At 66.8% G+C, this 26,483-nt stretch carries 25 protein-coding genes and 1 tRNA gene; all 26 read right to left on the bottom strand.

Annotated elements, in window-relative coordinates:
• Positions 1 to 3: 3 nt before the first annotated feature.
• Complete coding sequence (locus tag IP93_RS04650; RefSeq protein ID WP_144813117.1) at positions 4 to 1,518, bottom strand: NADH-quinone oxidoreductase subunit M; 1,515 nt, start codon at positions 1,516 to 1,518, stop codon at positions 4 to 6.
• A gap of 31 nt (positions 1,519 to 1,549) precedes the next feature.
• The gene (nuoL, locus tag IP93_RS04645) at positions 1,550 to 3,691 is read right to left on the bottom strand and encodes an NADH-quinone oxidoreductase subunit L (RefSeq protein ID WP_144812641.1); all 2,142 of its coding nucleotides are present in this window, start codon (positions 3,689 to 3,691) and stop codon (positions 1,550 to 1,552) included.
• A gap of 13 nt (positions 3,692 to 3,704) precedes the next feature.
• Positions 3,705 to 4,007 carry an NADH-quinone oxidoreductase subunit NuoK gene (gene nuoK / locus IP93_RS04640; RefSeq protein ID WP_144813114.1) on the bottom strand — a complete coding sequence of 101 codons (303 nt, stop codon included), beginning with the start codon at positions 4,005 to 4,007 and terminating at the stop codon, positions 3,705 to 3,707.
• A gap of 17 nt (positions 4,008 to 4,024) precedes the next feature.
• Complete coding sequence (locus IP93_RS04635; RefSeq protein ID WP_144812638.1) at positions 4,025 to 4,675, bottom strand: NADH-quinone oxidoreductase subunit J; 651 nt, start codon at positions 4,673 to 4,675, stop codon at positions 4,025 to 4,027.
• 9 nt (positions 4,676 to 4,684) lie between these two features.
• Entirely contained in the window at positions 4,685 to 5,173 is a 489-nt protein-coding gene (gene nuoI / locus IP93_RS04630) for an NADH-quinone oxidoreductase subunit NuoI (protein WP_144812635.1), read from the bottom strand.
• 13 nt (positions 5,174 to 5,186) lie between these two features.
• Positions 5,187 to 6,236 carry an NADH-quinone oxidoreductase subunit NuoH gene (gene nuoH, locus IP93_RS04625; protein WP_242006742.1) on the bottom strand — a complete coding sequence of 350 codons (1,050 nt, stop codon included), beginning with the start codon at positions 6,234 to 6,236 and terminating at the stop codon, positions 5,187 to 5,189.
• A gap of 15 nt (positions 6,237 to 6,251) precedes the next feature.
• Positions 6,252 to 8,489 carry an NADH-quinone oxidoreductase subunit NuoG gene (nuoG, locus tag IP93_RS04620; protein ID WP_144812630.1) on the bottom strand — a complete coding sequence of 746 codons (2,238 nt, stop codon included), beginning with the start codon at positions 8,487 to 8,489 and terminating at the stop codon, positions 6,252 to 6,254.
• On the bottom strand, positions 8,486 to 9,850 hold the full coding sequence (nuoF, locus tag IP93_RS04615; protein ID WP_144812627.1) for an NADH-quinone oxidoreductase subunit NuoF: 1,365 nt from the start codon (positions 9,848 to 9,850) through the stop codon (positions 8,486 to 8,488). The genes nuoG and nuoF overlap by 4 nt, the downstream gene beginning before the upstream one ends.
• An 11-nt stretch (positions 9,851 to 9,861) precedes the next feature.
• Entirely contained in the window at positions 9,862 to 10,389 is a 528-nt protein-coding gene (nuoE, locus tag IP93_RS04610) for an NADH-quinone oxidoreductase subunit NuoE (RefSeq protein ID WP_144812624.1), read from the bottom strand.
• A gap of 28 nt (positions 10,390 to 10,417) precedes the next feature.
• A complete protein-coding gene (locus IP93_RS04605) occupies positions 10,418 to 11,647 on the bottom strand; it encodes an NADH-quinone oxidoreductase subunit D (RefSeq protein WP_242006756.1) in 1,230 nt (409 codons plus the stop codon).
• Positions 11,648 to 11,709: 62 nt separating this feature from the next.
• Positions 11,710 to 12,423, bottom strand: a complete 714-nt coding sequence (locus tag IP93_RS04600; protein ID WP_144813113.1) for an NADH-quinone oxidoreductase subunit C — start codon at positions 12,421 to 12,423, stop codon at positions 11,710 to 11,712.
• A gap of 34 nt (positions 12,424 to 12,457) precedes the next feature.
• A complete protein-coding gene (locus IP93_RS04595) occupies positions 12,458 to 13,030 on the bottom strand; it encodes a NuoB/complex I 20 kDa subunit family protein (protein ID WP_144812618.1) in 573 nt (190 codons plus the stop codon).
• Positions 13,021 to 13,377 carry an NADH-quinone oxidoreductase subunit A gene (locus tag IP93_RS04590; RefSeq protein WP_144812615.1) on the bottom strand — a complete coding sequence of 119 codons (357 nt, stop codon included), beginning with the start codon at positions 13,375 to 13,377 and terminating at the stop codon, positions 13,021 to 13,023. Before IP93_RS04590 ends, IP93_RS04595 begins: the two co-directional genes overlap by 10 nt.
• Positions 13,378 to 13,472: 95 nt before the next feature.
• Positions 13,473 to 13,557 (bottom strand) — tRNA-Leu (locus tag IP93_RS04585).
• 125 nt (positions 13,558 to 13,682) lie between these two features.
• The gene (gene secG / locus IP93_RS04580) at positions 13,683 to 14,114 is read right to left on the bottom strand and encodes a preprotein translocase subunit SecG (protein ID WP_144812613.1); all 432 of its coding nucleotides are present in this window, start codon (positions 14,112 to 14,114) and stop codon (positions 13,683 to 13,685) included.
• A 21-nt stretch (positions 14,115 to 14,135) separates the two neighbouring features.
• Positions 14,136 to 14,882, bottom strand: a complete 747-nt coding sequence (gene tpiA / locus IP93_RS04575; RefSeq protein ID WP_144812610.1) for a triose-phosphate isomerase — start codon at positions 14,880 to 14,882, stop codon at positions 14,136 to 14,138.
• Positions 14,883 to 14,997: 115 nt separating this feature from the next.
• Positions 14,998 to 15,939 (bottom strand): isopenicillin N synthase family dioxygenase, encoded by a 942-nt coding sequence (locus IP93_RS04570; protein WP_144812608.1) that lies wholly within the window; start codon positions 15,937 to 15,939, stop codon positions 14,998 to 15,000.
• 64 nt (positions 15,940 to 16,003) lie between these two features.
• A complete protein-coding gene (gene glmM, locus IP93_RS04565) occupies positions 16,004 to 17,374 on the bottom strand; it encodes a phosphoglucosamine mutase (protein WP_144812606.1) in 1,371 nt (456 codons plus the stop codon).
• Complete coding sequence (gene accD, locus IP93_RS04560; RefSeq protein ID WP_144812603.1) at positions 17,371 to 18,264, bottom strand: acetyl-CoA carboxylase, carboxyltransferase subunit beta; 894 nt, start codon at positions 18,262 to 18,264, stop codon at positions 17,371 to 17,373. Before accD ends, glmM begins: the two co-directional genes overlap by 4 nt.
• Positions 18,265 to 18,515: 251 nt before the next feature.
• Positions 18,516 to 19,316 (bottom strand): tryptophan synthase subunit alpha, encoded by an 801-nt coding sequence (gene trpA, locus IP93_RS04555; protein ID WP_144812601.1) that lies wholly within the window; start codon positions 19,314 to 19,316, stop codon positions 18,516 to 18,518.
• Entirely contained in the window at positions 19,313 to 20,551 is a 1,239-nt protein-coding gene (gene trpB, locus IP93_RS04550; RefSeq protein ID WP_144812598.1) for a tryptophan synthase subunit beta, read from the bottom strand. Before trpB ends, trpA begins: the two co-directional genes overlap by 4 nt.
• A 200-nt stretch (positions 20,552 to 20,751) precedes the next feature.
• Entirely contained in the window at positions 20,752 to 21,471 is a 720-nt protein-coding gene (locus IP93_RS04545) for a phosphoribosylanthranilate isomerase (protein ID WP_144812596.1), read from the bottom strand.
• Positions 21,441 to 22,220: a tRNA pseudouridine(38-40) synthase TruA gene (gene truA / locus IP93_RS04540; protein WP_144812594.1), complete on the bottom strand. Its 780-nt coding sequence runs from the start codon at positions 22,218 to 22,220 to the stop codon at positions 21,441 to 21,443. Before truA ends, IP93_RS04545 begins: the two co-directional genes overlap by 31 nt.
• A gap of 53 nt (positions 22,221 to 22,273) precedes the next feature.
• Positions 22,274 to 24,034, bottom strand: coding sequence for a type IV pilus assembly protein FimV (locus IP93_RS04535; RefSeq protein ID WP_338419405.1), 1,761 nt, complete (start codon positions 24,032 to 24,034; stop codon positions 22,274 to 22,276).
• 73 nt (positions 24,035 to 24,107) lie between these two features.
• Positions 24,108 to 25,124 carry an aspartate-semialdehyde dehydrogenase gene (locus IP93_RS04530; protein ID WP_144812592.1) on the bottom strand — a complete coding sequence of 339 codons (1,017 nt, stop codon included), beginning with the start codon at positions 25,122 to 25,124 and terminating at the stop codon, positions 24,108 to 24,110.
• 162 nt (positions 25,125 to 25,286) lie between these two features.
• Entirely contained in the window at positions 25,287 to 26,465 is a 1,179-nt protein-coding gene (gene aroC, locus IP93_RS04525; RefSeq protein WP_144812589.1) for a chorismate synthase, read from the bottom strand.
• Between the last annotated feature and the right edge of the window lie 18 nt (positions 26,466 to 26,483).

Here is a 26,483-nt window from a genome sequence, read left to right as displayed (position 1 = left end):
TTCTTAAAGCTTGGTTGTAGCGATCTGGCTGGCGAGCTGCGCGATCGCCGGCTCCATCAGATCGGTCAGCGGCTTGGGATACACGCCCAACAGCAGCACGCCGGCGGCGAACACGCCCAGCACGAAGGTTTCGCGGGCGTTGATGTCCTCCAGTTCGGCCACGTGCTTGTTGCCCACGTCGCCCCACAGGATGCGCTTGGTCAGCCACAGCGTGTATCCGGCGCCGATGATCAGCGTCAATGCGGCACCGAAGGCGATCAGCGGGTGCTTCTGGAAGCTGGCGATGACCACCATGAACTCGCCGACGAAGCCCGAGGTACCCGGCAGGCCGGAGTTGGCCATCGCAAACAGCACGTAGAACACCGCGAACCACGGCATCACGTTGGCGACACCGCCGTAGTCCTTGATCATGCGGCTGTGCATGCGGTCATACAGCACGCCCACGCTGGTGAACATCGCGCCGGAGATGAAGCCGTGGCTGATCATCTGCACCATCGCGCCCTGCATACCGAGGCGTGCAGCATCGGTATTGCCGAAGTCGCGCACCAGGCCGAAGGCGATGAAGATGCCCAAGGTCACGAAACCCATGTGCGAGACCGACGAATAGGCGATCAGCTTCTTCATGTCGTCCTGCACCAGGGCGACCAGGCCGACGTAGATCACCGCGATCAGGCTCAGTGCGATCACCAGCCAGGCCCATTCATGACCGGCATCGGGAAGGATCGGCAAGGTGAACCGGATGAAACCGTAGCCACCGATCTTGAGCATGATCGCGGCCAGGATCACCGAACCGGCGGTCGGCGCCTCCACGTGCGCGTCCGGCAACCACGTGTGCACCGGGAACATCGGCACCTTCACCGCGAAGGCGATCAGGAATCCGAAGAACAGCCACATCTGCTCGGTCGCGTTGAGCGGCAGGTTGACCATGTCGGCCATCTGCCAGCTGCCGCCCTTCAGGTACAGGTACACCAGCCCGATCAGCATGAAGACCGAACCAAGGAAGGTGTACAGGAAGAACTTCACCGACGCATACACGCGGCGCGGGCCGCCCCACACGCCGATGATGATGAACATCGGGATCAGCATGCCTTCGAAGAAGACATAGAACAGCATTGCGTCCAGCGCCGAGAACACGCCGACCATCAGGCCTTCCAGGATCAGGAACGCCGCGTAGTACTGGCTGACGCGCTTGTCGATCGAGGTCCACGCACTGATCAGCACCAGCAGCGTGGTCAGCGTGGTCAGCCCGATCAGCGCCACCGAGATGCCGTCGGCACCCAGCGCATACTGGATGTTGTACGCCGGGATCCACGAATGACACTCGACGAACTGCATCACCGGACCGGTCAGGTCCAGGCCGGTGAACAGCGGGATGCTCAACAGCACGGTCGCCGCCGCGACTGCCGTGGCGAACCACCGCGCGGCATTGGCGCGCTCGTTGCCGAAGAACAGGGTGGCGGCGCCGCCGATGATCGGCAGCCAGATCAGGAGGCTCAGCAAGGGGAAGGTGCTCTGCAAGGGCTCGGGGCTCACGTCTCGGTCCTTGTCGTCAGTGCCAGATGCGGATGAGGATGGCCAGCATTACGATCAGGCCGACAATCATCGCGAAGGCGTAGTGGTAGAGGTAACCGGACTGGGCACGACGGACCAGGCGGGCGGTGAAGTCGACCAGGCTGGCGCTGCCGTTGACCACGGCGCCATCGATGACGCGCATGTCGAAGAGTCGGGCCAGCTTGCCCAGCGCCACGCTGCCACCGGCGAAGCCGTTGATCCACAGCGCGTCCATGCCGTACTTGTTCTCCAGGATGCTGATCGGCCACCTCATCGCACGCGCCACCTTGCCCGGCAGTTCCGGCTTGAGCAGGTACATGAGGGTCGCCAGCGCGAAGCCTGCGAGGGCCAGCAGGAACGCCGGGGCCTTGAAGCCGTGCAGTGCGAACGCCACCGGGCCGTGCCACAGCTCGTGCTTGAGCGCGAGCACCGTGTCGCGGGCCGGCGACAGGTCGATGGCCCCCAGGAAGAACGGCAACTGCTCGTGGTGGCCGCTCCAGTCGGTGCCGAACAGCATCGGGCCAACGGTGAAGAAGCCAATGATGACCGACGGGATCGCCAGCAGGACCAGCGGCAGGGTCACCACCCACGGCGACTCGTGTGGCGTGTGGCCATGGCCATGACCGTGGTCGTCGTGGCCGTGTGCGTCATGGCCATTGCCGTTGCCATTGGCGTCGTGCTCGTGCGAGAACGCGGCCGCATGCGCGTCGCTGTCCGCTTCCGGCGCCACGTAATCCGCCGGCGGCGCGGCATGGAAGCGTTCCTTGCCGTGGAACGTCAGGTACAGCAGGCGGAAGCTGTAGAAAGAAGTCACGAACGCACCCAGCAGCACCGCCCAGTAGGCGTAGTGCCCCACCCAGCCACGGTGCTCGGACACGTGCTTGGCGGCCTCGATGATGGTGTCCTTCGAGTAGAAGCCGCTGAAGAACGGCGTGCCGACCAGCGCCAGGGTACCGATGACCATGGTGATGTAGGTGATCGGCATGTACTTGCGCAGGCCACCCATGCGGCGCATGTCCTGCTCGTGGTGCATGCCGATGATCACCGAGCCCGCGCCGAGGAACAGCAGCGCCTTGAAGAAGGCATGGGTCATCAGGTGGAACACGCCGGCGCTGTAGGCCGAGGCGCCCAGCGCCACGGTCATGTAGCCCAGCTGCGACAGGGTCGAGTACGCGATCACGCGCTTGATGTCGTTCTGCACGATGCCGATCAGGCCGGTCCAGAACGCCGTGGTGGCGCCAATGAACAGGATGAACTGCAATGCGGTATCGGACATCTCGAACAGCGGCGACATGCGCGCCACCATGAAGATGCCCGCGGTGACCATCGTCGCGGCATGGATCAGCGCCGAGATCGGGGTCGGGCCTTCCATCGAGTCCGGCAGCCACACGTGCAGCGGCACCTGGGCCGACTTGCCCATCGCACCGATGAACAGGCAGATGCAGATCAGGGTCGCAACCGACCACTCGTGGCCGTCGAAGATCGCGATGGTCGCGCCTTCAATGGTCGGAGCGTTGGCGAACACGGTGCCGTAGTCCAGCGAGCCGAACATCAGCACCACGCCGGCGATGCCCAGCAGGAAGCCGAAGTCGCCGACGCGGTTGACCAGGAACGCCTTCAGGTTGGCGAACACCGCGGTCGGCTTCTTGAACCAGAAACCGATCAGCAGGTACGACACCAGGCCCACCGCTTCCCAGCCGAAGAACAGCTGCAGGAAGTTGTTGCTCATGACCAGCATGAGCATCGAGAAGGTGAACAGCGAGATGTAGCTGAAGAAGCGCTGGTAGCCCGGATCCTCGTGCATGTAGCCGATGGTGTAGATGTGCACCAGCAGCGACACGAAGGTGACCACCACCATCATCATGGCGGTGAGCTTGTCGACCATGAAGCCGATGTGCGCCTCGAACCCGCCCACCTGGAACCAGGTGTAGAGGTTCTCGTTGAATGGCGCCGCGCCCTGCCCCACCAGCTGCCACAGCACGTAGCCTGACAACGCGCAGCTGGTCGCCACGCCGAGGATGGTGATGCTGTGCGCGCCGGCACGGCCCACCTGCCGCCCGAACAGGCCAGCGATGATCGAGCCCAGCAGCGGTGCCAGCACGATCGCCAGCAGCACCGACTTGGAAATTGCGAACTCCATGCCCGGCATCGGATCAGCCCTTCAACGAGTCGATTTCGGCGACGTTGATCGTGCGCCGGTTACGGAACAGCGTGACCACGATCGCCAGGCCGATGGCGGCCTCGGCGGCGGCCACGGTCAGGATGAAGAACACGAACACCTGCCCGGCCTCGTCGCCGAGCTGGCGCGCGAACGTCACGAAGTTGATGTTCACCGCCAGGAGCAACAGCTCCAGGCACATCAGCAGCACGATCACGTTCTTGCGATTGAGGAAGATGCCGGCGACGCTGATGCAGAACAGCACCGCGCCCAGCGTCAGGAAGTGACCCGGGGTCAGCCCGGTGGCTAGCAGGTTCACGACTTCACCTCCTCGGCGGCGGCGGGTTCACTGGCCTCAATCACGGCCGGCTTGGACGCCTCCATCTTCACCATGCGCAGGCGGTCGCCCGGACGCACGCGGGCCTGCTCGCCCGGGTTCTGGTGCTTGGCGCCCGGACGGCGGCGCAGGGTCAGCATCACCGCGGCGATCACCGCCACGGTCAGGATCACCGCAGCCACTTCGAACGGCAGCAGGAAGCGGGTGAACAGCGCGCGGGCCAGCCAGACCGTGTTGGGCACCCCGGCCAGTTCCGCCGCATCGGGCCCCAGCGGAATCGCCATCTGCGCCTTCACCCCGATCAGGATCAGGATCTCGACCAGCATCGCCGCGGCCACCAGCAGGCCAACCGGCAGGTAGCGGACGTAACCCTCGCGCAGTGGGATGGCGTCGATATCGAGCATCATCACCACGAACAGGAACAGCACCATCACCGCGCCGACGTACACCAGCACCAGCGCGACGCCGAGGAACTCGGCACCGGCAATCAGCCACACACAAGCCACGGAGAAGAAGGTCAGCACCAGCGACAGCGCCGCGTGCACCGTGTTCTTGACGCTGATCACGGCCACGGCCGACGCCACGGCCATGACGGCGAACACGAAGAAGGCAATCGTTGTGAAATCCATGGCGGGCCCTCAGCGGAACGGCGCGTCGGAAGCGCGACGCTCGGCGATTTCCGCTTCGAGGCGGTCACCGATGGCCAGCAACTTCGGCTTGGTCAGGATGTTCTGGCCACGCTGCTCGAAGTGGTACTCGTGCACGTGGGTCTCGACGATCGAATCCACCGGGCACGACTCCTCGCAGAAGCCGCAGAAGATGCATTTGAACAGGTCGATCTCGTAACGCGTGGTGCGGCGGGTGCCGTCCTCGCGCTTCTCCGAGTCGATGGTGATAGCCAGCGCGGGGCAGACGGCCTCGCACAGCTTGCACGCAATGCAACGCTCTTCCCCGTTGGGGTAGCGGCGCAGCGCATGCACGCCGCGGAAGCGCGGCGACTGCGGCACCTTCTCCATCGGGTACATGAGCGTGTACTTCGGCTTGAACAGGTACTTGAGTGTCAGCCCAAGACCCTGGCCCAGCTCGATCAGCAGCAGGCTCTTGAAGTAGGAAACGATGCGATTCATGCCTGTGTCTGCCTCACTGCCCCGGCTCGAAGACGCCGTAGTACGCCATCAGCGCCACCACCACGATCCAGGCGATGGTGATCGGGATGAAAACCTTCCAGCCCAGCCGCATGATCTGGTCATAGCGGTAGCGCGGGAACGACGCGCGAAACCAGATGAAGCAGCTGGCGAAGAAGAACACCTTCGCAAGCAGCCACCACCAGCCGTCCACCGACAGGAAGGGAATGCCCCAACCCTGGAACGGGCTCAGCCAGCCGCCGAGGAAGAAGATCGCCGTCAGGAAGCTGATCAGGATCATGTTCGCGTATTCGGCCAGGAAGAACAGCGCGAACTGCGAACCCGAATACTCGACCATGTGGCCGGCCACGATCTCCGACTCGCCTTCCACCACGTCGAACGGCGCGCGGTTGGTTTCGGCCACGCCGGAGACGAAGTAGATGACGAACAGCGGCAGCAGCGGCAGCCAGAACCATTCCAGGAAGCCGGCATTGCCGGACTGCGCCATCACGATTTCGGACAGGTTCAGGCTGCCTGCAGCCACCATCACGCCGACCAGCGCGAAGCCCATGGCGATTTCGTAGGAGATCATCTGCGCCGAGGCGCGCATCGCACCAAGGAACGCGTACTTGGAGTTGGAAGCCCAACCCGCGAGGATCACGCCGTACACGCCCATCGAGGTCATCGCCAACAGGTACAGCAGGCCGGCGTTGGCGTTGGACAGGACCAGCTTCGCGTCGAACGGGATCACCGCCCACGCTGCCAATGCCGGCACCATGGCCAGCATCGGCGCGAGCACGTACAGGAACGGCGAGGCGTTGGTCGGTCGGATGACTTCCTTGAACAGCAGCTTGAAGACGTCGGCGAAGGCCTGGAAGACGCCCATGCCCACGTACATTGGTCCGTGGCGGACATGCATCCAGCCAATCAGCTTGCGTTCCCACACGACGTAGAACGCCACCGCGATGATCACCGGCATGGCGATCAGCAGGATCTTCAGCACGATCCACGCCGCGATGCCGACGGCACCGAACGATTCGAAGAACGTACGGATCGGGTCAATCATGGTCTCAAGCATGGATCAGGCCCTCCCCGCCTGCGCGCGGCCGGCGCCCATCGGCGCCGTTGCACCGTGGCCGCTTTCCACCCACACCGTGCCGCGGGCGACCTTGTCGCTCACCGCGATCGGCAATGCGGCCGTGCCCTGCCCGGCCTGGAACTTGGCCATGGCGCCATTGGCGAAACCGAGCGCAGCGGCGTCTTCCGGATGCAGCGTGGCGCGCGGTTCGGCATTGAGCGGATGCGACTGCAGCGCCGGAGCGCGACGCACCACGGCGTCGCTGCGGTAAATGGCGATGCTGGACGCGATCTCGAGACCCTCGCCCGCCACCACCGGCACCTTGCCGGCCGCGACGCTGACTTCATGGCGCTGCAGACCGGCGCGCAGGCCGGCCAGATCGGTGAATTCGAAGCCATCGGCAGCCAGCTCACCGCCGAGCGCACGCAGCACGCGCCAGCCGGCACGCGCGTCGCCCGGCAGCTTGCCGCCGGCCACGGCCACCTGGTCGCGGCCGTCGAGGTTGGTCAGGGTGGCGTCCACTTCCGGCAGCAGGCCGATCGGCAGGATCACGTCGGCGACGGCGCGGGTGGAGCGGCAGGCAAAGTGGCTGAACGCCACGACCTGCGCGCCGTTGAGCGCCTTCATCGCGGTCGCGGTGTCGGCGAAGTCCATGCCCGGCTCGATCCCGTAGATGACGTAGGCGGCGCGCCGGTCGGCCAGCATGCCCTGCGCGTCACGCGCGGTGGGCAGCACGCCGTAGTCAGCCAGGCCGACGGCGTTCGCGCCCTGCGGAATGCGGCAGACCGCGGTGTTGGTGGCGGCACCGAATGCAGCCACGGCCTTGCGGATGACGGCGGCATACGGGCCATTCTCGGCCAGCGCTCCGACGATCACCACGGCATGGTTGGCGGCCTTCGCGGCCTCGACCAGACCGGCGTCGGACAGTGCGTCCGCCAGCTTGGACGGCGCGACGATCTGCTTGCCGGCGATGTCGAAGGTAAAGTCGAAATCGACCGGATTGACCACGTGCACCTTGGCGCCCTTGCGCCAGGCCTTGCGCACGCGCTGGTGGACCAACGGCAGCTCGTGGCGCAGGTTGGAACCGACGATCACGACCAGGTCGGCCGATTCGATGTCGGCCACCGGCATGCCGAAGATGTCCGCGGTCGCGGCGTCGCTCAGGTCGTTCTGGCTGATGCGGTGGTCGAGGTTGCCGGTACCCAGCGCCTTGGCCAGGCGGGCCAGCAGCGCGCCTTCCTCGTTGGAGGTGGCCGGGTGCGTCAGGATGCCGAGGTTGTCGCCGCCGTTGTTGCGCAGGATGTGCGCGGCCTTGGCCAGCGCCTCGTCCCACGAGGCCTCGCGCCAGTCATCACCGTCCTTGACCAGCGGCTGCCTGGCGCGGTCGGCGGCGTACAGGCCCTGGTGCGAATAGCGGTCGCGGTCCGACAGCCAGCACTCGTTGACCGCCTCGTTGTCGCGCGGCACGGTGCGCAGCACTTCGCCGCGGCGCACGTGGTGGAACAGGTTGCTGCCCAGCGCGTCGTGGAAGCCCAGCGACTCACGCGCGGTCAGCTCCCACGGGCGGGCCTTGAACTGGAACACCTTGTTGGTCAGCGCACCCACCGGGCACACGTCGATGACGTTGCCCGACAGCTCGGTGGTGAGCGGCTTGCCGTCGTAGGTACCGATCTGCAGGTTTTCGCCACGGTACATGCCACCCAGCTCGTAGGTGCCGGCGACCTCCGCGGTGAAGCGCACGCAGCGCGTGCACTGGATGCAGCGGGTCATCTCGGTGGCGACCAGCGGCCCCATGTCCTCGTCGGGCACGGAACGCTTTCGCTCGGAGAAGCGGCTGACCGAGCGGCCATAGCCCATCGACAGGTCCTGCAGCTCGCACTCGCCGCCCTGGTCGCAGACCGGGCAATCCAGCGGGTGGTTGATCAGCAGGAACTCCATCACGTTGCGCTGCGACTTCAACGACTTCTCGCTGCGCGTGATGACCTTCATGCCTTCCATCACCGGCGTGGCGCAGGCCGGTGCGGCCTTCGGCATCTTCTCCACCTCGACCAGGCACATGCGGCAGTTGGCCGCCACGCTCAGCTTGTCGTGGTAACAGAAACGCGGAATCGGGATGCCGGCCTTGTCGGCAGCGTGGATGATCATCGAGCCCTTGGGCGCGGTCATCGCCACGCCGTCGATCTCGATGGCGACGTGCCCTTCCGGCACGACGGGCTTCACGTCAGTCTCGACAGCGCTCATGCGGCCACCTTTTCAACGACGGTGCCGGCGCGCTGGTCATCGACCAGGAAGCGCTTGTTCACGATCGCGTATTCGAACTCGTCCCAGAAGTGGTGCAGCATGCCCTGCACCGGCCACGCGGCGGCTTCGCCGAACGCGCAGATGGTGTGGCCCTCGATCTGGCCCGCGGCGGTCCGCAGCATCTGAAGGTCGTCCAGCGTCGCGGTCTTCTCCACGATGCGGGTCAGCATGCGGTACATCCAGCCGGTGCCTTCGCGGCACGGGGTGCACTGGCCGCAGCTTTCCTTGAAGTAGAAACGGGCAATGCGCTGGGTGACGCGCACCATGCAGGCGGTGTCGTCCATCACGATGACCGCGCCAGAACCCAGGCCCGAACCGGCCTTCTGGATCGAGTCGTAGTCCATGGTGCAGGCCATCATCGCGTCGGCCGGCAGCACCTTCATCGACGAGCCGCCGGGGATCACGGCCTTCAACTTGCGACCCGGGCGCAGGCCGCCGGCCAGCGCCAGCAGGTCGGCGAACGAGGTGCCGAGGCGAATTTCATAATTGCCCGGCTTGGCGACGTGGCCGCTGACCGAGAAGATCTTCGGGCCACCGTTGTTGGGCTTGCCCAGATTGAGGAACCACTCAGCGCCATTGCGGATGATCGCCGGCACCGAGGCGTAGGTCTCGGTGTTGTTGATCGTGGTCGGCTTGCCGTACAGGCCGAAGTTGGCCGGGAACGGCGGCTTGTAGCGCGGCTGGCCCTTCTTGCCTTCCAGCGACTCCATCAGCGCGGTCTCTTCGCCGCAGATGTAGGCACCGGCGCCGAGCGCGCCGTAGATGTCCACGTCCACGCCACTGCCGAGCACGTTCTTGCCCAGCCAGCCGTTTTCGTAGGCTTCCTTCAGCGCCTGCTCGAAGTGCTCGAACGGCTCGTGGTGGAACTCGCCGCGCAGGTAGTTGTAGGCAACCGTCGAACCCGTCGCGTAGCAGGCGATGGCCAGGCCTTCGACCACGGCATGCGGGTTGTAGCGCAGGATGTCGCGGTCCTTGGCCGTACCCGGCTCGGACTCGTCGGAGTTGCACAGGATGTACTTCTGGCCCGGGCCCTTGGGCATGAAGCTCCACTTCAGGCCGGTCGGGAAGCCCGCGCCGCCGCGGCCGCGCAGGCCGGACTGCTTGACCATCTCGACGACGGCGGCCGGATCCATCTTCTCGGTCAGGATCTTGCGCCAGGCGGCGTAGCCACCCGTCTTGAGGTAGTTCTCGTACGACCACGGGGTGTCGTAGTGCAGCGTCGTGTAGACGACACTGTGCTCCTGCGGGGCCGGGCCGACCGGGCCGTAGCCCTTGGAGTAGTCGTGGTGCGCGTGCGCCATCTGTCCCTGCCTCACTTCAGCCCGTCGAGCAGCTCGTCCACCTTCGCGGTGTCCAGCTTCTCGTGGTAATGACCGTTGATGACGACCACCGGCGCGCCGCAGCAGGCGGCCACGCACTCTTCCTCACGCTTGAGGTAGACGCGGCCGTCGGCGGTGGACTCGCCCAGCTTGCAGCCCAGCTTCTGCTCGGCGTGCTTGACCAGGTCCTCGGCGCCGTTGAGCCAGCAGCTGATGTTGGTGCAGAAGGCGACGTTGTTGCGGCCGACCTTGTTGGTCTCGAACATCGTGTAGAAGCTGGCGACCTCGTAGGCCCAAACCGGCGGCAGGTCCAGGTACTTGGCCACGGCGGCGATCAGCTCGTCGGTCAGCCAGCCATCGTTCTGCTCCTGCGCGGCATGCAGGCCCTGCAGCACCGCCGAACGCTTGCGGTCCGGCGGGAACTTGGTCAGCCAGTGGTCGATGTGCGCACGGGTCTTGTCGGACAACGCGACCATCGGGTCGACGTTCTGACAGGCCTCGAAATTTCCAGTCGCCTTCATTGATTCAGATCCTCAACGGCCGCCGCGATCAGCGGTCGACCTCGCCGAACACGAGATCGTAGGTGCCGATCATCGCCACGACGTCGGCCAGCATGTGGCCCTTCACGATGGCGTCCATCGACGACAGGTGCGCGAAACCGGGCGCACGCAGCTTGACGCGGAACGGCTTGTTGGCGCCGTCGGACACCAGGTAGCAGCCGAACTCGCCCTTGGGCGCTTCGACCGCGGAGTAGGTTTCGCCAGCCGGTACGCAGTAGCCCTCGGAGAACAGCTTGAAGTGGTGGATCAGGGCTTCCATGTCGTCCTTCATGCCCTCGCGCGGCGGCGGAGCGACCTTGAAGTTGTCGACCATGACCGGGCCCGGGTTGGCCTTCAGCCACTTCACGCACTGCTGGATGATGCGGTTGGACTGGCGCATCTCCGCCACGCGGACCAGGTAGCGGTCGTAGCAATCGCCGTTGACGCCCACCGGGATGTCGAAATCCATCTCGGCGTACTTGGCGTACGGCTGTTTCTTGCGCAGGTCCCAGGCAATGCCCGAACCGCGGATCATCGCGCCGGTCATGCCCCAGGCCAGCGCCTGCTCGGGCGAGACCACGCCGATGCCGACGGTGCGTTGCTTCCAGATGCGGTTCTCGGTCAGCAGCGTCTCGTACTCGTCGACACGCGCCGGGAAGTCCTGGGTGAAACGCTCCAGGTAATCCAGCAGCGAACCTTCACGCCACTCGTTGAAGCGCTTGAGCTTCTGGCCCTTGCGCCACGGCGACTCCTTGTACTTCGGCATGCGGTCCGGGAGGTCGCGGTACACGCCACCCGGACGGTAGTACGCCGCGTGCATGCGCGCGCCGGAGACCGCCTCGTAGCAGTCCATCAGCTCTTCGCGCTCGCGGAAGGCGTACAGGAACACCGCCATCGCGCCCAGGTCGAGCGCGTTGGAGCCTATCCACATCAGGTGGTTCAGGATGCGGGTGATCTCGTCGTACATCGTGCGGATGTACTGGGCGCGCTCCGGCGCCTCGATCCCCATCAGCGTCTCGATGGCGCGCACGTAAGCGTGCTCGTTGCACATCATCGACACGTAGTCCAGGCGATCCATGTAGCCGATCGACTGGTTGAATGGCTTGGACTCGGCCAGCTTCTCGGTCGCGCGATGCAGTAACCCCACGTGCGGGTCGGCACGCTGCACGACCTCGCCGTCCATTTCCAGGATCAGGCGCAGCACACCATGCGCGGCCGGGTGCTGCGGGCCGAAGTTCATGGTGTAGTTGCGGATCTCGGCGGCCTTCAGGCCCGAGGTATTCACGCTGGACGCAGGAACGCTCACTTCTTCACCTCGGCGCGCTGGGCCGCCTCGCCCACCGCGGTCTGGTAGCGCGCATCGTCGCGGATCACGCGCGGCACGCCGACGCGCGGCTCGATGGAAACGGGTTCATAGACCACGCGCCTCTTGTCGGCGTCGTAGCGGACCTCGACGTTGCCGATCAGCGGGAAGTCCTTGCGGAACGGATGGCCGACGAAACCATAGTCCGTCAGGATGCGGCGCAGGTCCGGGTGGCCTTCGAAGATGATGCCGAACAGGTCGAACACCTCGCGCTCGAACCAGTTGGTGCCGGCCCACACGCCGGTCAGCGTGGACACGACCGGGAAGTCGTCGTTCTCGGCGAAGGTGCGCAGGCGCAAGCGGCGGTTGTGCTGCACCGACAGCAGGTGCGCCGCCGCGGCAAAGCGGCGCTCCGGCGAGGCGGCGGCGCCATTGGGCTGCTCGCCCCACTTGAAGCGGCCGGCGCTCTTGCCTTCCACGCCACGGGAGAAACCTTCGGAGGACACGTCGGTGTCCCACTCGTCAGAGCCGTAGCTCAGGTAGTCAACGCCGCTGACGTCCACGCACTGTTCGAATCCGAACTCATCGCGCAGCGCACGCGCCGTATCCAGCCAGGCGTCGGCAGCGACGTCGATCGTTACTTCGCCACGCGGCGTCGCCACGGTGACCCCTGCATCGACGAAGCGCGCCTGCAGGCGCTCGACGAAGGCCATCACGGTGTCGTTGGAAGCGGAAGCGCCGGCCATCTCAGCGCACGCCCTGCGGGTTGGCGCCGAAGTTGGTGCCGCGGCGGATCTTCTTCTGCAACTGCAGGATTCCGTACACCAGCGCCTCGGCGGTCGGCGGACAGCCCGGGACGTACACGTCCACCGGCACCACGCGATCGCAGCCACGGACCACCGAATAGGAATAGTGGTAGTAGCCGCCGCCGTTGGCGCAGCTCCCCATCGAGATCACCCACTTGGGTTCGGGCATCTGGTCGTAGACCTTGCGCAGCGCCGGGGCCATCTTGTTGACCAGGGTACCGGCCACGATCATCACGTCGGACTGGCGCGGCGACGGGCGGAACACCACGCCGTAGCGGTCAAGGTCCATGCGCGCGGCGCCGGCGTGCATCATCTCGACGGCGCAGCAGGCCAGGCCGAACGACATCGGCCACATCGAGCCGGTACGCGCCCAGTTCCACAACGCATCGAGGCTGGTGGTGACGAAGCCCTGCTGCATCACCGGGTTGTCGGCTTCCGGCAGCAGGATGTCATCCAGCCGCCCTTCCGGCAGCGGGTTGCTCATCAGCCCGGAAACGGTCTGGATCACTCCCATTCCAGGGCTCCCTTCTTCCACACGTAGATGAAGCCAAGCAGCAGCATGCTGGCGAAGATGCCCATCTCGACAAGGCCGACCACACCGAGTTCGCGGAACACGGTGGCCCAGGGCACGATGAAGATGATTTCCAGGTCAAAGATGATGAACTGGATGGCGATGAGGTAATAGCGCACGTCGAACTGCATGCGCGCGTCTTCGAAAGCCTCGAAGCCGCATTCGTATGGAGACAGTTTCTCCAACGAGGGGCGCTTGGGCCCCAGCACATTACCTACCACGATAAGGGCGACGCCAATGACACTGGCGACGACAATGAACAGCAGGGTCGGCAGGTATTCGGCCAGCACTCGATGTTCTCTCAGCTATGGCCGCAACCGCGGCCTTGGCTCGGCGATTCACCGCCGTTGATGCGGCCCGTCGCACGTGCCACACCGCGTTCTGTTGGTGCCCAAGGGGGGACTCGAACCCCCACGACCGAAGTCGCTACCACCTCAAGGTAGTGCGTCTACCAATTCCGCCACCTGGGCATTGCGTACAGCGTTTGGCCATCCTGGCCATCGAATCCATTCATTGTAACTGACTCGATCTTGGTCATGACAGACCATCCACCGGCGATTCCATGCCAGCGGACTACAACCTTGGTACGTGGAACTCAGCCCTGCGGAGGCGTAGCGGGCGCCGGAGCCTGCTCGGCGGGGGCAGGCTGCGCCGCCGGGGGCGCAACCGCGGGCGCTGCAGGAACGGATTGCACGGGAGCGGCAGGAACCCCGCCGTCCTGCGCCGGTGCCGGTGCCGCCGGCAACTGCGACATCAGGCCCAGGTCCTGGCTGTCGGCCGCCTGGCCGCCGGTCGCGGTATTGGTCGCGTGCCAGGCCATGTACAGGCTGATGCCAAAGAACACCACGGCCAGCCACTTCGTCGACTTGGACAGGAAATTGGAAGCGCCGCGTGATCCGAACACCGTGGCCGAAGCGCCACCGCCAAAGCCGGAGCCGGCCTGCGCGCCCGCGCCACGCTGCATCAGGATCAGCGCGATCATCGCGACAGCGACCAGCACGTAGATGACGTTGAGGAACACCAGCATCGGGAATAGTCCAGCGATTCGTCAGGGGGCCGCCGCCGCAGCGATGGCGTTGAAGTCGGCGGCAACCAGCGAGGCCCCGCCTACCAGGCCGCCATCGACGTCGGGCTGCGAGAACAGCGACGCGGCATTGTCGGCCTTCACGCTGCCGCCGTACAGGATCGGCAGCGAGTCCGCGATTCTAGCATCGTGCGCGGCAATTTCGCTACGGATGAACGCGTGGACCTGCTGTGCCTGCTCCGGGGTGGCGGTCTTGCCGGTGCCGATGGCCCACACCGGCTCGTAGGCGATGATGGCGCCGTCGAACGCCGCCGCCCCGCCCTGCTCCAGGATGGGCGCCAGCTGTTCTTCCAGGCGCCACTCGGTCTTGCCGTCCTCGCGCTCGGACAGGGTCTCGCCGATGCACAGGATCGGGGTGATGCCGCCGGCCTTGGCCGCAAAGAACTTGCGGGCCACCAGTTCGCTGGTCTCGCCATGGTACTGACGGCGCTCCGAGTGGCCGACCAGGCCGTACCTGGCGCCGACGTCCGCGAGCATGGCGGCCGAGACTTCGCCGGTGTAGGCGCCCTTCTCGTTCATGCTCACGTCCTGGGCACCGAAGGCCATGCCGGTGGCTTCGTAGCGCTCGACCAGCTCGCCGACGTAGGGCAGCGGCGGCAGGATGACCAGCTCCACGCCCTGCGGGGCCGGAACCAGGGCATCCAGCAGTTCATGGGCGAACTTGCGGTTGCCATGCAGCTTCCAGTTTCCGGCGACGATCTTGCGGCGCATCAGCGACTCCCTACGTATTCTTCGGTTCCCGGACCGGTCAGCAGGCGACCCGCGCCCGGCAAAGGCGCGGCATTCTACCCCAATGCCCTGGTACCGGCCTGCCCCGGCCTGGCCGTTACTTGAGCTTGATCTCGCGCAGGCGCTCTTCCAGATACCCCTGGGCCGTGATCGACTCCGGATAACGGCTGGGGTTGTCCGCGGTGACGCACGAAGGCAGCACGTCGATCAGGAAGTCCGGGTTGGGGTGCAGGAAGAACGGCGTGGAGTAGCGCGGCTGACGTGCCTGGTCGCCGGACGGGTTGACCACGCGGTGGGTTGTGGACGGGTACACATGATTGGTCAGGCGCTGCAGCATGTCACCGATGTTGACGACGATGGTGTCGGCGTCGGCGGTGAACGGGACCCATTCGCCCTTGCGCGACAAGACTTCGAGGCCCGCGGCGCTGGCGCCAACCAACAGGGTGATCAGGTTGATGTCTTCGTGCGCACCGGCGCGGACGTTGGGGATGTCCGGCGTGGTGATCGGCGGGTAATGGATCGGGCGCAGGATGGAGTTGCCCGAGTCCGTCTTGTCGGCGAAGTAGTCCTCCGGCAGGCCGATGTGCAACGCCAGCGCGCTCAGCACGCGTGAGCCCAACTGGTCAAGCGCGGTGTAGAGCCCGTACGCCTTCTCGCGGAAATCGGCGATCTCCTCCGGCCACAGGTTGGGCGGCATGACGTCGGCGTGCTTCGAACCACGCGCGATTTCGCGACCAACGTGCCAGAACTCCTTGAGGTCGTAATGCTGCGCACCCTTGGCGGTTTCCACTCCAAAAGGCGTGTAGCCGCGCGTGCCGCCGCCGCCGGGCACGTGGTACTTGCGCTTGACCTCCTCCGGCAGCGCGAAGAAGCGCTGGAATGCGTCGTAGGCACCGGCGATCTGCGCATCGCTGATGCCATGGCCGCGGATGCCGGCAAAGCCCCACTCGCGGTAGGCCGCGCCCAGTTCGGCCACGAACGCTTCACGGTCGGTGTCGAAGCGGCGGATGTCGAGGGTGGGGATCTGGGGTTGGGTCATGGTCGAATCGCGGGATGGGATAGGGACAGTGTGCCGGCGCGCGGCCGGCACGACTTGACACGGATCAGGCGGCAGCGTCGCGGACGGCGGCCGCGAGTGTGTCGAGGGTGGACTGGACGAGGTCGGCATCATCGGCTTCGACTGTCACCCGGACCACCGGCTCGGTCCCGGATGGGCGCAGGAATGCGCGGCCCCTCCCGTGCACCGCTGCCTGGGCCGCCTGCAGCGCCGACTGGACGGCCGGCGCGTCCACGGGCCGGGTGGCACCCGGGTTGTAGCGCACGTTGATCGTCTTCTGCGGCACGCGGGTCATGCCCGACAGGGCCTCGCGCAGCGGGATGCCGCGGCGCTGCAGCACCTCGAGCACCTGCAAGGCACTGACGATGCCATCGCCGGTACTGGCGCGGTCCAGGCACAGGATGTGTCCCGAGGCCTCGCCGCCGAGCACGCCGCCGTTGGCCAGCAATTGCTGGTGGACATGGCGGTCGCCAACCTTGGCGCGGATGAAGCCGATGCCCTTGCGCTCCAGCGCCTGCTCCAGCCCGAAGTTGGTCATCAACGTGCCGACCACCGGACCGCGCAGGCGCCCCGTGGCCTGCCAGTCGCTGGCAAGCACGTACAGCAGGTCGTCGCCATCGCGCACCACGCCGTCGCCGTCGACGAACAGCACGCGGTCGCCATCGCCATCGAATGCAATGCCGAGGTCGGCGCCGGTTTCACGCACGCGGGCCGCCAGCGCGTCAGGATGGGTCGAGCCGACGCCGGCATTGATGTTCAGGCCATTGGGATCCACGCCGACCGCGTCGACACGGGCACCGAGCTCGGCCAGGACCAGCGGCCCGAGCCGGTAGGTCGCGCCATTGGCGCAGTCCAGCGCAATACGCATGCCGCCCAGGTCGAACCCCTTGGGCACGGAATTCTTGCAGGCCTCGACATAGCGACCGATCGCATCACGGGTGCGTTCGGCCTTGCCCAGGAGCTCCGAGGCCACTGTGCTGAACGGCTGGTCGAGTGCGTTCTCGATGGCCAGTTCGGTGGCGTCGTCGAGCTTCTCGCCTTCGGCCGAGAAGAACTTGATGCCGTTGTCGAAATGCGGGTTGTGCGAGGCCGAGATGACGATGCCGCCATCGGCGCGCATGGAATGGGTCAGGTGCGCGACCGCCGGCGTGGGCATCGGCCCCATCAGCTGCACGTCCACGCCCGCCGCCACCAACCCCGCTTCCAGCGCGGCCTCGAACATGTAGTTGGAGATGCGGGTGTCCTTGCCGATGATCACCACCGGCTTGCGCCAGCCGCGCGGGCCCGCCGCCGATTCGGCGTTGGCACGCAGGACGTGGCCGTAAGCATTACCCAGGCGCAGGACGAAGTCGGCCGAGATCGGCCCTTCGCCCACCCGGCCACGGATGCCGTCGGTGCCGAAGTAGCGGCGGCTCACGCAGTGGCCTCGGCGTCGTCCTGCGGGGCCGGCTGGCGCATCATCATCGCCAGCAGGTCGGCCAGGCGGCCACGCAGTTCGCGGCGGTCGCAGATCTGGTCGATGGCGCCGTGGTCGAGCAGGAACTCGGAACGCTGGAAGCCTTCCGGCAGCTTCTCGCGCACGGTCTGCTCGATCACGCGCGGGCCGGCGAAACCGATCAGCGCTTCCGGCTCGGCGATGTTGATGTCGCCCAGCATGGCGAACGAGGCCGACACGCCGCCGGTGGTCGGGTGGGTCAGCACCGAGATGTACGGCAGCCCAGCGCTTCGCAGGCGGCCCAGCGCGGCCGAGGTCTTGGCCATCTGCATCAGCGAGAACAGGCTCTCCTGCATGCGCGCGCCGCCGCTGGCGGAGAAGCACACGAACGGGCAACCCAGTTCCAGCGCACGTTCGGCGCCGAGGGTGAAGCGCTCGCCGACCACCGAGCCCATCGAGCCGCCCATGTAGGCGAAGTCGAACGAGGCGGCGACCAGGTTCCGGCCCTTGAGCTTGCCTTCCAGGGTGACCATGGCGTCGCGCTCGCCAGTGGACTTCTGCGCGGCCTTGATGCGGTCGGAATACTTCTTCTGGTCCTTGAACTTGAGCACGTCGACCGGGCCCAGCTCGGCGCCGATTTCCGTGGTGGTGCCTTCATCGAAGATCGACGCCAGCCGCGCACGGGCGCGGATGGGCATGTGGAAATTGCACTTGGGGCATACCTCGAGGTTCTCTTCGAGCTCGGGGCGGTACAGGACGGCGCCGCAGCGGTCGCACTTCACCCACAGCCCTTCGGGCACGTTGCGCCGCTTGGCGTTGGCACCGGGCTCGGTGCGGATGCCGGACGGCATGAGTTTCTTGAGCCAGGACATGTGTTGCGAATTCCCCTGTTCAGGCTTTCATGGGGGCCGGCAAGCGGGCGGGCGCCCGGTTCCGGCCAAGCAGGTCAGTTTAGCGCAGGGGGTCTGAGGGAGGGAGACGGGGGTGTATGGACTCCGACGCATGGCGCCGGGAGCACCCCCCCCGGGGCGAAGGTCGCTCCCTGATACTCGCTTGGTTTCGGCCCGGGTGAGGCGCTCGCTGAAGACGCCATCGGTACTTGCCGAAAAGCCATCAAGGGCGATCAACCATCCAAGGCCTTCCGCAGGGGGGCAAGGAAGCCGCGCGCCGCCACTGCAGCGGCCTCTGGCGTGGGTTGGTCGGCCATCGCGGCCACCAGCGCACTGCCCACCACCACGCCATCGGCCTCGCGGGCCATGGCGGCCGCGCTGGCGGCATCCTTGATCCCGAAACCGGCCACCACCGGCACCCGGCTGCCGCCCCGGATGGCGTGCAGGCGACCACTGGCGCTACCGGTATCCAGGCGATCGGCACCGGTAACCCCGGCATAGCTGACGTAGTACAGATACCCCTCGCCCTCCGCGCACAACTGGGCGATGCGCGCATCGGAGGTGGTGGGGGATGCCAGCAGGATCAGATCCAGCCCCACCGGGGCGAAACCGGCGCGGAACTCGGTGGCTTCTTCGGGCGGCAGGTCGACCAGCAGGATGCCATCCACGCCGGCCTCGGTGGCGGCCTTGGCGAACGCCGCTGGGCCACGGATCTCGACCGGGTTGAGGTAGCCCATCAGCACGACCGGGGTGTCGGCGTCGCGTTCGCGGAACGCACGCACGGTGTCGAAGATGTACTGCAGTCCGGCGCCGCGGGCGATGGCGCGTTCGGAGCTGTGCTGGATGGTGGGACCGTCGGCCATCGGGTCGGAGAACGGCACACCGAGCTCGATGACGTCGGCACCGGCTTCGACCAGGGCGTGCATGACCGGCACGGTGGCTTCCAGCGACGGATCGCCGGCGGTGATGAACGGCACCAGCGCCTTCCGGCCGGCGGCCTTGAGGGCCTTGAACTTGTTGGCTATGCGGCTCACAGCGAAATGCCCTCCCGAGCGGCGATGGTGTGCACGTCCTTGTCTCCGCGGCCGGACAGGTTGCAGAGCACGATGGCGTCTTCCGGCAGGTCGCGCGCGAGCTTGAGCGCCTGGGCGATGGCGTGGCTGGACTCCAGCGCGGGCAGGATGCCCTCGGTCAGGGTCAGCCGGTGGAAGGCGGCCAGCGCCTCTTCGTCGGTGACGCCCACGTAGTCCGCGCGACCGGTGTCCTTGAGGAAGGCATGCTCGGGGCCGACACCCGGGTAGTCCAGGCCCGCCGACACGGAATGCGTCTCGATGATCTGGCCATCGTCGTCGCACAGCACGTAGGTGCGGTTGCCGTGCAGTACGCCGGGGCGGCCCGCGGCAAGCGAAGCGGCGTGGTGGCCCGTGGCGATGCCCTCGCCTGCTGCCTCGGCACCGACCAGACGCACGTCGCGGTCGTTGAGGAAGGCGTGGAAAATGCCGATGGCATTGCTGCCTCCGCCCACGCAGGCGGTGACTGCATCGGGCAGGCGGCCGTATTCGGCCAGCATCTGCGCGCGCGCCTCCCGCCCGACGACGGCGTTGAAGTCGCGGACCATGCGCGGGTACGGGTCGGGGCCGGCAACAGTGCCGATGATGTAGAAGGTGTCCTGCACGTTCGTCACCCAGTCGCGCATCGCCTCGTTGAGCGCGTCCTTGAGCGTGGCCGAGCCACTGGTTACCGGCACCACCGTCGCGCCGAGCAATTTCATGCGGTAGACATTGATTTTCTGCCGCTCGATGTCGGTGGCGCCCATGTACACCACGCACTCCAGCCCCAGGCGCGCTGCCACGGTGGCGCTGGCCACGCCGTGCTGGCCCGCGCCGGTCTCGGCGATGATGCGCTTCTTGCCCATGCGACTGGCGAGCAGCGCCTGGCCGATGGTGTTGTTGATCTTGTGCGCGCCGGTGTGGTTCAGGTCCTCGCGCTTGAGCAGGATGCGTGCGCCTCCGTTCTCGCGGCTCAACCGCTCGGCGTAGTAGATGGGGCTGGGGCGGCCGACGTAGTGCGCCAGGTCGTTCTCGAACGCGGCGATGAAGGCGGGGTCGACGCGGGCGGCATCGTAGGCGGCGGCGAGTTCCTGCAGCGGGCCGATCAGGGTCTCGGCGACGAAGCGGCCGCCAAACCGGCCGAAATGGCCGTTGGCATCGGGGTAGGCATGGAAGTCGATGGGCGCCACGGGGGCGGCCTTGGGTTTGGGGGTGTTCATGCGGGATCTCCGGAACCGGATGCGCCACGCGGCGGCGGGGCCGGCGGCGCGAGCAAGTCGAGGGGTTTCGGTGCGCCTGCGGGTGGCGGGCGCGGCGCCGTGGGGCTTTATCGCACCGCCGCCGCGGGCACGCGACGCCATCGGCGCAAGGAGCGGCCGAAGGGGGCACGAGGGCGGTTCGAGGTCTTCATGGCGAAGGGTTAGCGTACCCGATCAGGGACAGTTGCGCTGTCGTCAGGCCGTCGACCTTGGTCGGCATCCGCGGCGAGCACCGCTTCGATGAACCGGAGCATCAGTCCGGCATCCTTCTGCCCCGGCGCGGATTCGATCCCGCTGGACACGTCCACGCCCCACACATGGGTCATGCGGATGGCAGTGGCGACGTTGTCCGGGGCCAGCCCCCCTGCGAGCAACAGCGGGCGTCCTTCGATGATGGGGACATCGGCCCAGTCAAAGCGCTCGCCGGTGCCGCCCGCCGCGCCCGGGGCATGGCTGTCGAGCAGGAAACCGGCGGCGTGCCGATGCGCTTCAATCACCGCGGCCACCTCGGCGACGCCCTGCCCGCCCATGCCGACGGCCTTGAGGTACGGCAGGCCGAACTGTTCGCAGAACGCCGGCGGTTCGCTACCATGGAATTGCAGCAGGCTCGGACGCACGCGCGCGATAACCTCGCGTACCTGTTCGGCGGAGTTGTCCATGAACAAGGCCACCACGTCGACCAGCGGCGGCGTAGCGTCGCGCAGTGCCGCCGCCTGCTCGATCGTGAGGCGTCGGCGGCTGCGTTCGGCAAACACCAGCCCCACCGCATCCACCCCCAACAACGCCGCTTCGCGGATGTCGTCGGCACGGGTCATGCCGCAGAACTTGACGCGGGTGCGGCGCTGCGCGATCACAAGGCAACCTCCGCCGGCAATCCACATTCGGCGGGATAGCGCGGCCCCAGGAACACCAGGCCGGCAGACGGGGCGGTGGGCCCGGCCACGGTGCGATCACGTCCCGCCAGCAACTGGCCAAGCCACGTTTCCGGTTGCTCGCCGCGCCCCACCGGCAGCAGGCTGCCAACAATATTGCGCACCATGTGGTGCAGGAAGGCATTGGCCTGCACTTCCACGTGCACGATGTCGTCGTCGCGGGTAACGGAAATGAACTGCAGGTCGCGACGCGCGTGCGGTGCCTGGCAGTGCACGGTGCGGAATGCGGAAAAGTCGTTCTCGCCCAGCAGGGCCTGCGCGGCACGATGCATGGCATCGGCGTCCAGCGGTTGTCGCTCCCACGACAGGTACTGGCGCCGCAGCGCCGGCCGTACCGCGCGGTTCAGGATGCTGTAGCGATAGCGACGCGCGCGCGCGGAAAAACGCGCGTGGAAGTCGTCCGCCACCGGGATACACCAGCGCGCGCAGATGGCGGGCGGCAGGCGACTGGTCGTACCCAGCGTCCAACCGCGTGGATCGCGGTGCGCAGGTCCATCGAAGTGCACCACCTGGCAAGACGCGTGCACGCCGGCATCGGTACGGCCTGCGCACACCACTTCGATAGGGCGTCCAGCCACGAAACCCAGTGCCTGTTCGACTGCCGCTTGCAAAGTCGGCTCGCCGCGCATGTCCGGCTCGCCGGGTTCGGTCAGCCGCTGCCAACCGGAGAAACCACTGCCATCGTACTCGATGGCCATGGCGAAGCGCCGGAGCAGCGAGGCCTCCGTCGCCGGTGTTGACTCCTGCACCTTCAGCCCAGTTCCCGCAGCATGCGCTCGGCGCGCTCGCGGACAGCTGTATCGCTGTCTGCCAGGACTTCCGCCAGCAGTTTTCGTGCACTCTCCTGGTCACCCAGGTCAATGAAGACCTGGGCCAACTCCAGGCGTTCGGCGCCTGGGGCCGGGGGAGCCAACGAGGCAGCCGGCACATCCTGCGCCGCTCCGGGCACGGACTTGGCTGCCGATGGGATGTGCCATGCGGGCTCGCTGCGTACCGGGGCACTGGGCTCGACAGAAGCGGTTGCCGTCTCGGGGGACGATGCGGACGGTGGCCCGAATGAATCCGCCAACGACGGCCCCCGCGGGGCGGCCACCGTTTCACGGAACGAGCTCGCCGTGGCGTTGCCGCGGCGCCTGTTGAACCACCAGCCTGCCAGCCCGGCGAGCAACAGCACGGCGCCGCCCAGCAGCCACGGGGTCGGGCCCATGCCCGCCTCATTGGTTGCCTGCGGCCTGGCCTCCGCCTTGTTGGAGTCGGCCAGGCGCTTCTGCGCTGCGGCAAGCTCACTGTCCTTCATCGAAATCAGCTGCTGCTGTTGTGCCTGCAGCTTTTCCAGATCCTCGATCCGGGACTTCATCTCGGCGACTTCCGCGTCGCGCGCAGCCAGGGATTCCCTGGTCTGTTGCAGTTCCTGTCGCAGCATTTCACCCTCGCCACCGGCCTGGATGCCGGACTGAGTGCCCGCACGCTTGGCGTTGCTGGCGCCGGGCGGAACGATTTCGAGGCGGGCGTCGGCGGTGCGCCGGCCCGCGGATTGTGGCACTGCGGCCACGCGTGGCGCGGCAACGGCCGCAACCTCCGCCGCGGGCTCCCGCACGGGACGCCGGGTTTCGGCGCGCCAGGCCTTGGCCTGCGCCTGGACCAGCGCGACGGCCTCGTTCGCACCGACCGCCAACTCATCGCCTTGCGGCATGCGCAGCACCGCACCCCGCTTGAGGCGATTGATGTTCCCGCCGATGAAGGCCTCGGGGTTGGCTCGCAACAGCGTGATCATGGTCTGCTCCAGGCTCCTGCCCGGGGTGCCGAACCCGCCCGCGATCCGGGACAGGGAATCCCCCGCCTTGACCGGACCATATTCACCGCCCATGCGAGCGATCGCGGCAGGCGCGGACGTATTCCGGGCGACTGCGACCGCGGGGGACGTCGCGGGCTTGGGTGCCACGGCGATGGCGGTGTCCTCGGTCTCCCGCCGGCCTGCTGCATCCACCTGCCGGGGGGGCTCCGCTGGCGTCGTCGCCTCCGCTAGTGCCGGCTCGCGCTCGATGGTATTGGCCGGGGCCACGGTGGCCTCCTCGATGGCCGGTTGTACCGGCGCCGAGACCGTACGTGGCGCGTCCACCAAAGCGGAATACTCACGAACCAGGCGTCCCTGCCCCCAATCCACCTCGACCAGGAACGTCAGCAGCGGATCATTGACCGGCGCCTCGCTGGTCACCCGGATCACTGGCCGGCCGGCGGAATCCACACCCTGGGTGAACCGCAGGCTGGAGACGAACTCGTCGGGCAGTTGCAGGCCGATGCGTGCGAACGTCTCGGGCGATGGCAGGCCGGCTCGCAGTTGCTCCAGTTCCGCCGGGTCAGACGAAATGATCGGAATCTCGGCCAGCAGTGGTTGGCCCAGTCGCGACTTGAGCTCGATCTGACCCAGCCCAAGCGCGGCCGCCGCACCGCTGGCCATGGCCAGCGACAACGCCAGTGCAACCCGCAGTGACTTCTGCGCGAGTGGCTTCACATGCAATCCCCCGGTTCTCCTCGCGGCGACTCTAGCCGCCGCGGGAGGGTTCGCGCAATGAAAACCGTCCGGCTCAGGTTTCGCTCACCACCAGTTCGGCTATCTGGACGGCATTGAGGGCCGCGCCCTTGCGGATGTTGTCGGACACGATCCACAGGTTGATGGCGTTGGGATGCGAGAAGTCTTCGCGGATGCGCCCCACGTACACCGGATCGGTACCGGAGGCATGGGTCACCGGGGTCGGGTAGCCACCCGCCCTGGGTTCATCCACCACCTCCACTCCAGGCGCGGTTTCCAGCAGTGCCTTGACCTCGGCAACCGACAGCTTCTGCTTCGTCTCCACGTTGACGGCTTCGGAGTGGCCGTAGAACACCGGCACCCGCACCGCTGTCGGGTTCACCTGGATGCTGTCGTCACCAAGGATCTTGCGGGTCTCCCAGACCAGCTTCATCTCTTCCTTGGTGTAGCCGTTGTCCAGGAAGTCGTCGATGTGCGGGATCAGGTTGAACGCGATCTGCACGGGGAAACGCTTGGGTTGCGGGTCCTGGAAGTTGAGCAGCGCGCCGGTCTGGCGACCCAGTTCCTCCAGCGCCGAGCGGCCCGCGCCCGACACCGACTGGTAGGTGGCCACGTTGATGCGGGTGATGCCGGCCTTGCGGTGCAACGGCGCCAACGCGACCAGCATCTGCATCGTCGAGCAATTGGGGTTGGCGATGATGCCGCGCGGGCGGTGCTTCACCTGTTCCGGGTTGACCTCCGACACCACCAGCGGCACGTCGTCGTCGTAGCGGAAGGCCGAGGAGTTGTCGATCACCACCGCGCCGGCGGCGGCGAACTTCGGCGCGTATTCCTTCGAAACACTGCCACCGGCGGAGAACAGGGCGATGTCCACGCCGGTGGGGTCGAAGGTGGCCAGGTCCTGGACGATGAGGTCGTCGCCCCGGAATTCAACGGTACCGCCGGCCGAGCGCTCGCTGGCCAGCACGTGCAGCTTGCCGATGGGGAACCTGCGCTCGGCCAGGATGGCCAGCATGGTCTCGCCCACGGCGCCGGTGGCGCCAACGACGGCTACGTTCGCGGTCTTGCTCATGATGTTGCGGGTCCTTGGATGTCGTGGTCGGGCGGCGGCGCGAGAGGAAGAATTGTGCGCCATCTCCGCCCCGGGAAAGGATGGGGCCGATGGAACGTCAGGCGGCACAGTTGGAACGGTCGCGCTCCGGGCCCAAGGGCGAAGGCGCCTGGCAACTGGCCGCTACCGTTTGCCAGCCGCCGGTTTGCCGGTTGGCGCATCGCCCACCGGTCGGCTGTCATCGCGATCCGTGGCGGCGCTGGCCGCGCTTGCGCCCGGCACGCGCGGACTGACTTGCCCCACGTCCCCGCACTGCGCGCGGTGGCGCAGTGCCTGGTCCATCAGCACGAGGGCGACCATAGCCTCGCAGATGGGCGTGGCGCGGATGCCGACGCAGGGGTCGTGGCGACCGGTGGTCACGACCTCGACCACGTTGCCGTGCACGTCCAGGCTGTCCACCGGCAGGCGCAGGCTGGAGGTCGGCTTGAACGCCACCGAGCAGCGCAGTGGCTGGCCGGTGCTGATGCCACCGAGGACGCCGCCGGCATGGTTGCTGGCGAAGCCGGTTGGGGCCATGTGGTCGCGGTGCTCGCTGCCCTTCTGCGCCACCGCATCGAAGCCGTCGCCGATCTCCACGCCCTTGACTGCGTTGATGCTCATCAGCGCCGCGGCCAGTTCGCCGTCCAGCTTGCCGTAGATAGGCTCGCCCCAGCCCGGCGGCAGGCCTTCGGCGATGACGTCCACGCGCGCCCCGACCGAATCGCCGGACTTGCGCAGCGCATCCATGTACAGCTCAAGCTCGGTGACCTGGCGCGGGTCAGGCCAGAAGAACGGGTTGTCCTCCACCACCGACAGGTCGATGCCGTGCGGGGTGATGTCGCCGATCTGCGACAGGTAGCCCTGCACGCGCACGCCAAAGCGCTCGGCCAGCCACTTCTTGGCGATGACACCGGCGGCCACGCGCATGGTGGTCTCGCGCGCCGAGGAACGTCCACCACCCCGCGGGTCGCGGATGCCGTACTTCTGCCAGTAGGTGTAGTCCGCATGCCCCGGGCGGAACTGCTCGGCGATGTTGGTGTAGTCCTTGCTGCGCTGGTCGGTGTTGCGGATCAGCAGCGCGATGGGGGTGCCGGTGGTGACGCCCTCGTACACGCCGCTGAGGATCTCCACCTCGTCAGCCTCGTGCCGCTGCGAGGTGTGGCGGGTGCGGCCCGTGGCGCGCCGCTCCAGGTCGTGACGGAAGTCCTCGGGGCTGATGGCGATGCCGGGGGGACACCCGTCGATCACGCAGCCGATCGCCGGCCCGTGGCTTTCGCCAAAGGTGGTGACCGAGAGCAGCTTGCCGAAGGTATTGCTCGACACGTGTGGGATGGCGGGTGT

This window comes from Aerolutibacter ruishenii (genome assembly GCF_007830115.1).
Classification (GTDB): domain Bacteria; phylum Pseudomonadota; class Gammaproteobacteria; order Xanthomonadales; family Xanthomonadaceae; genus Aerolutibacter; species Aerolutibacter ruishenii.
The sequence above is the reverse complement of the archived record's forward strand: the minus strand, read 5'-3'. Positions and strand labels throughout refer to the sequence as shown.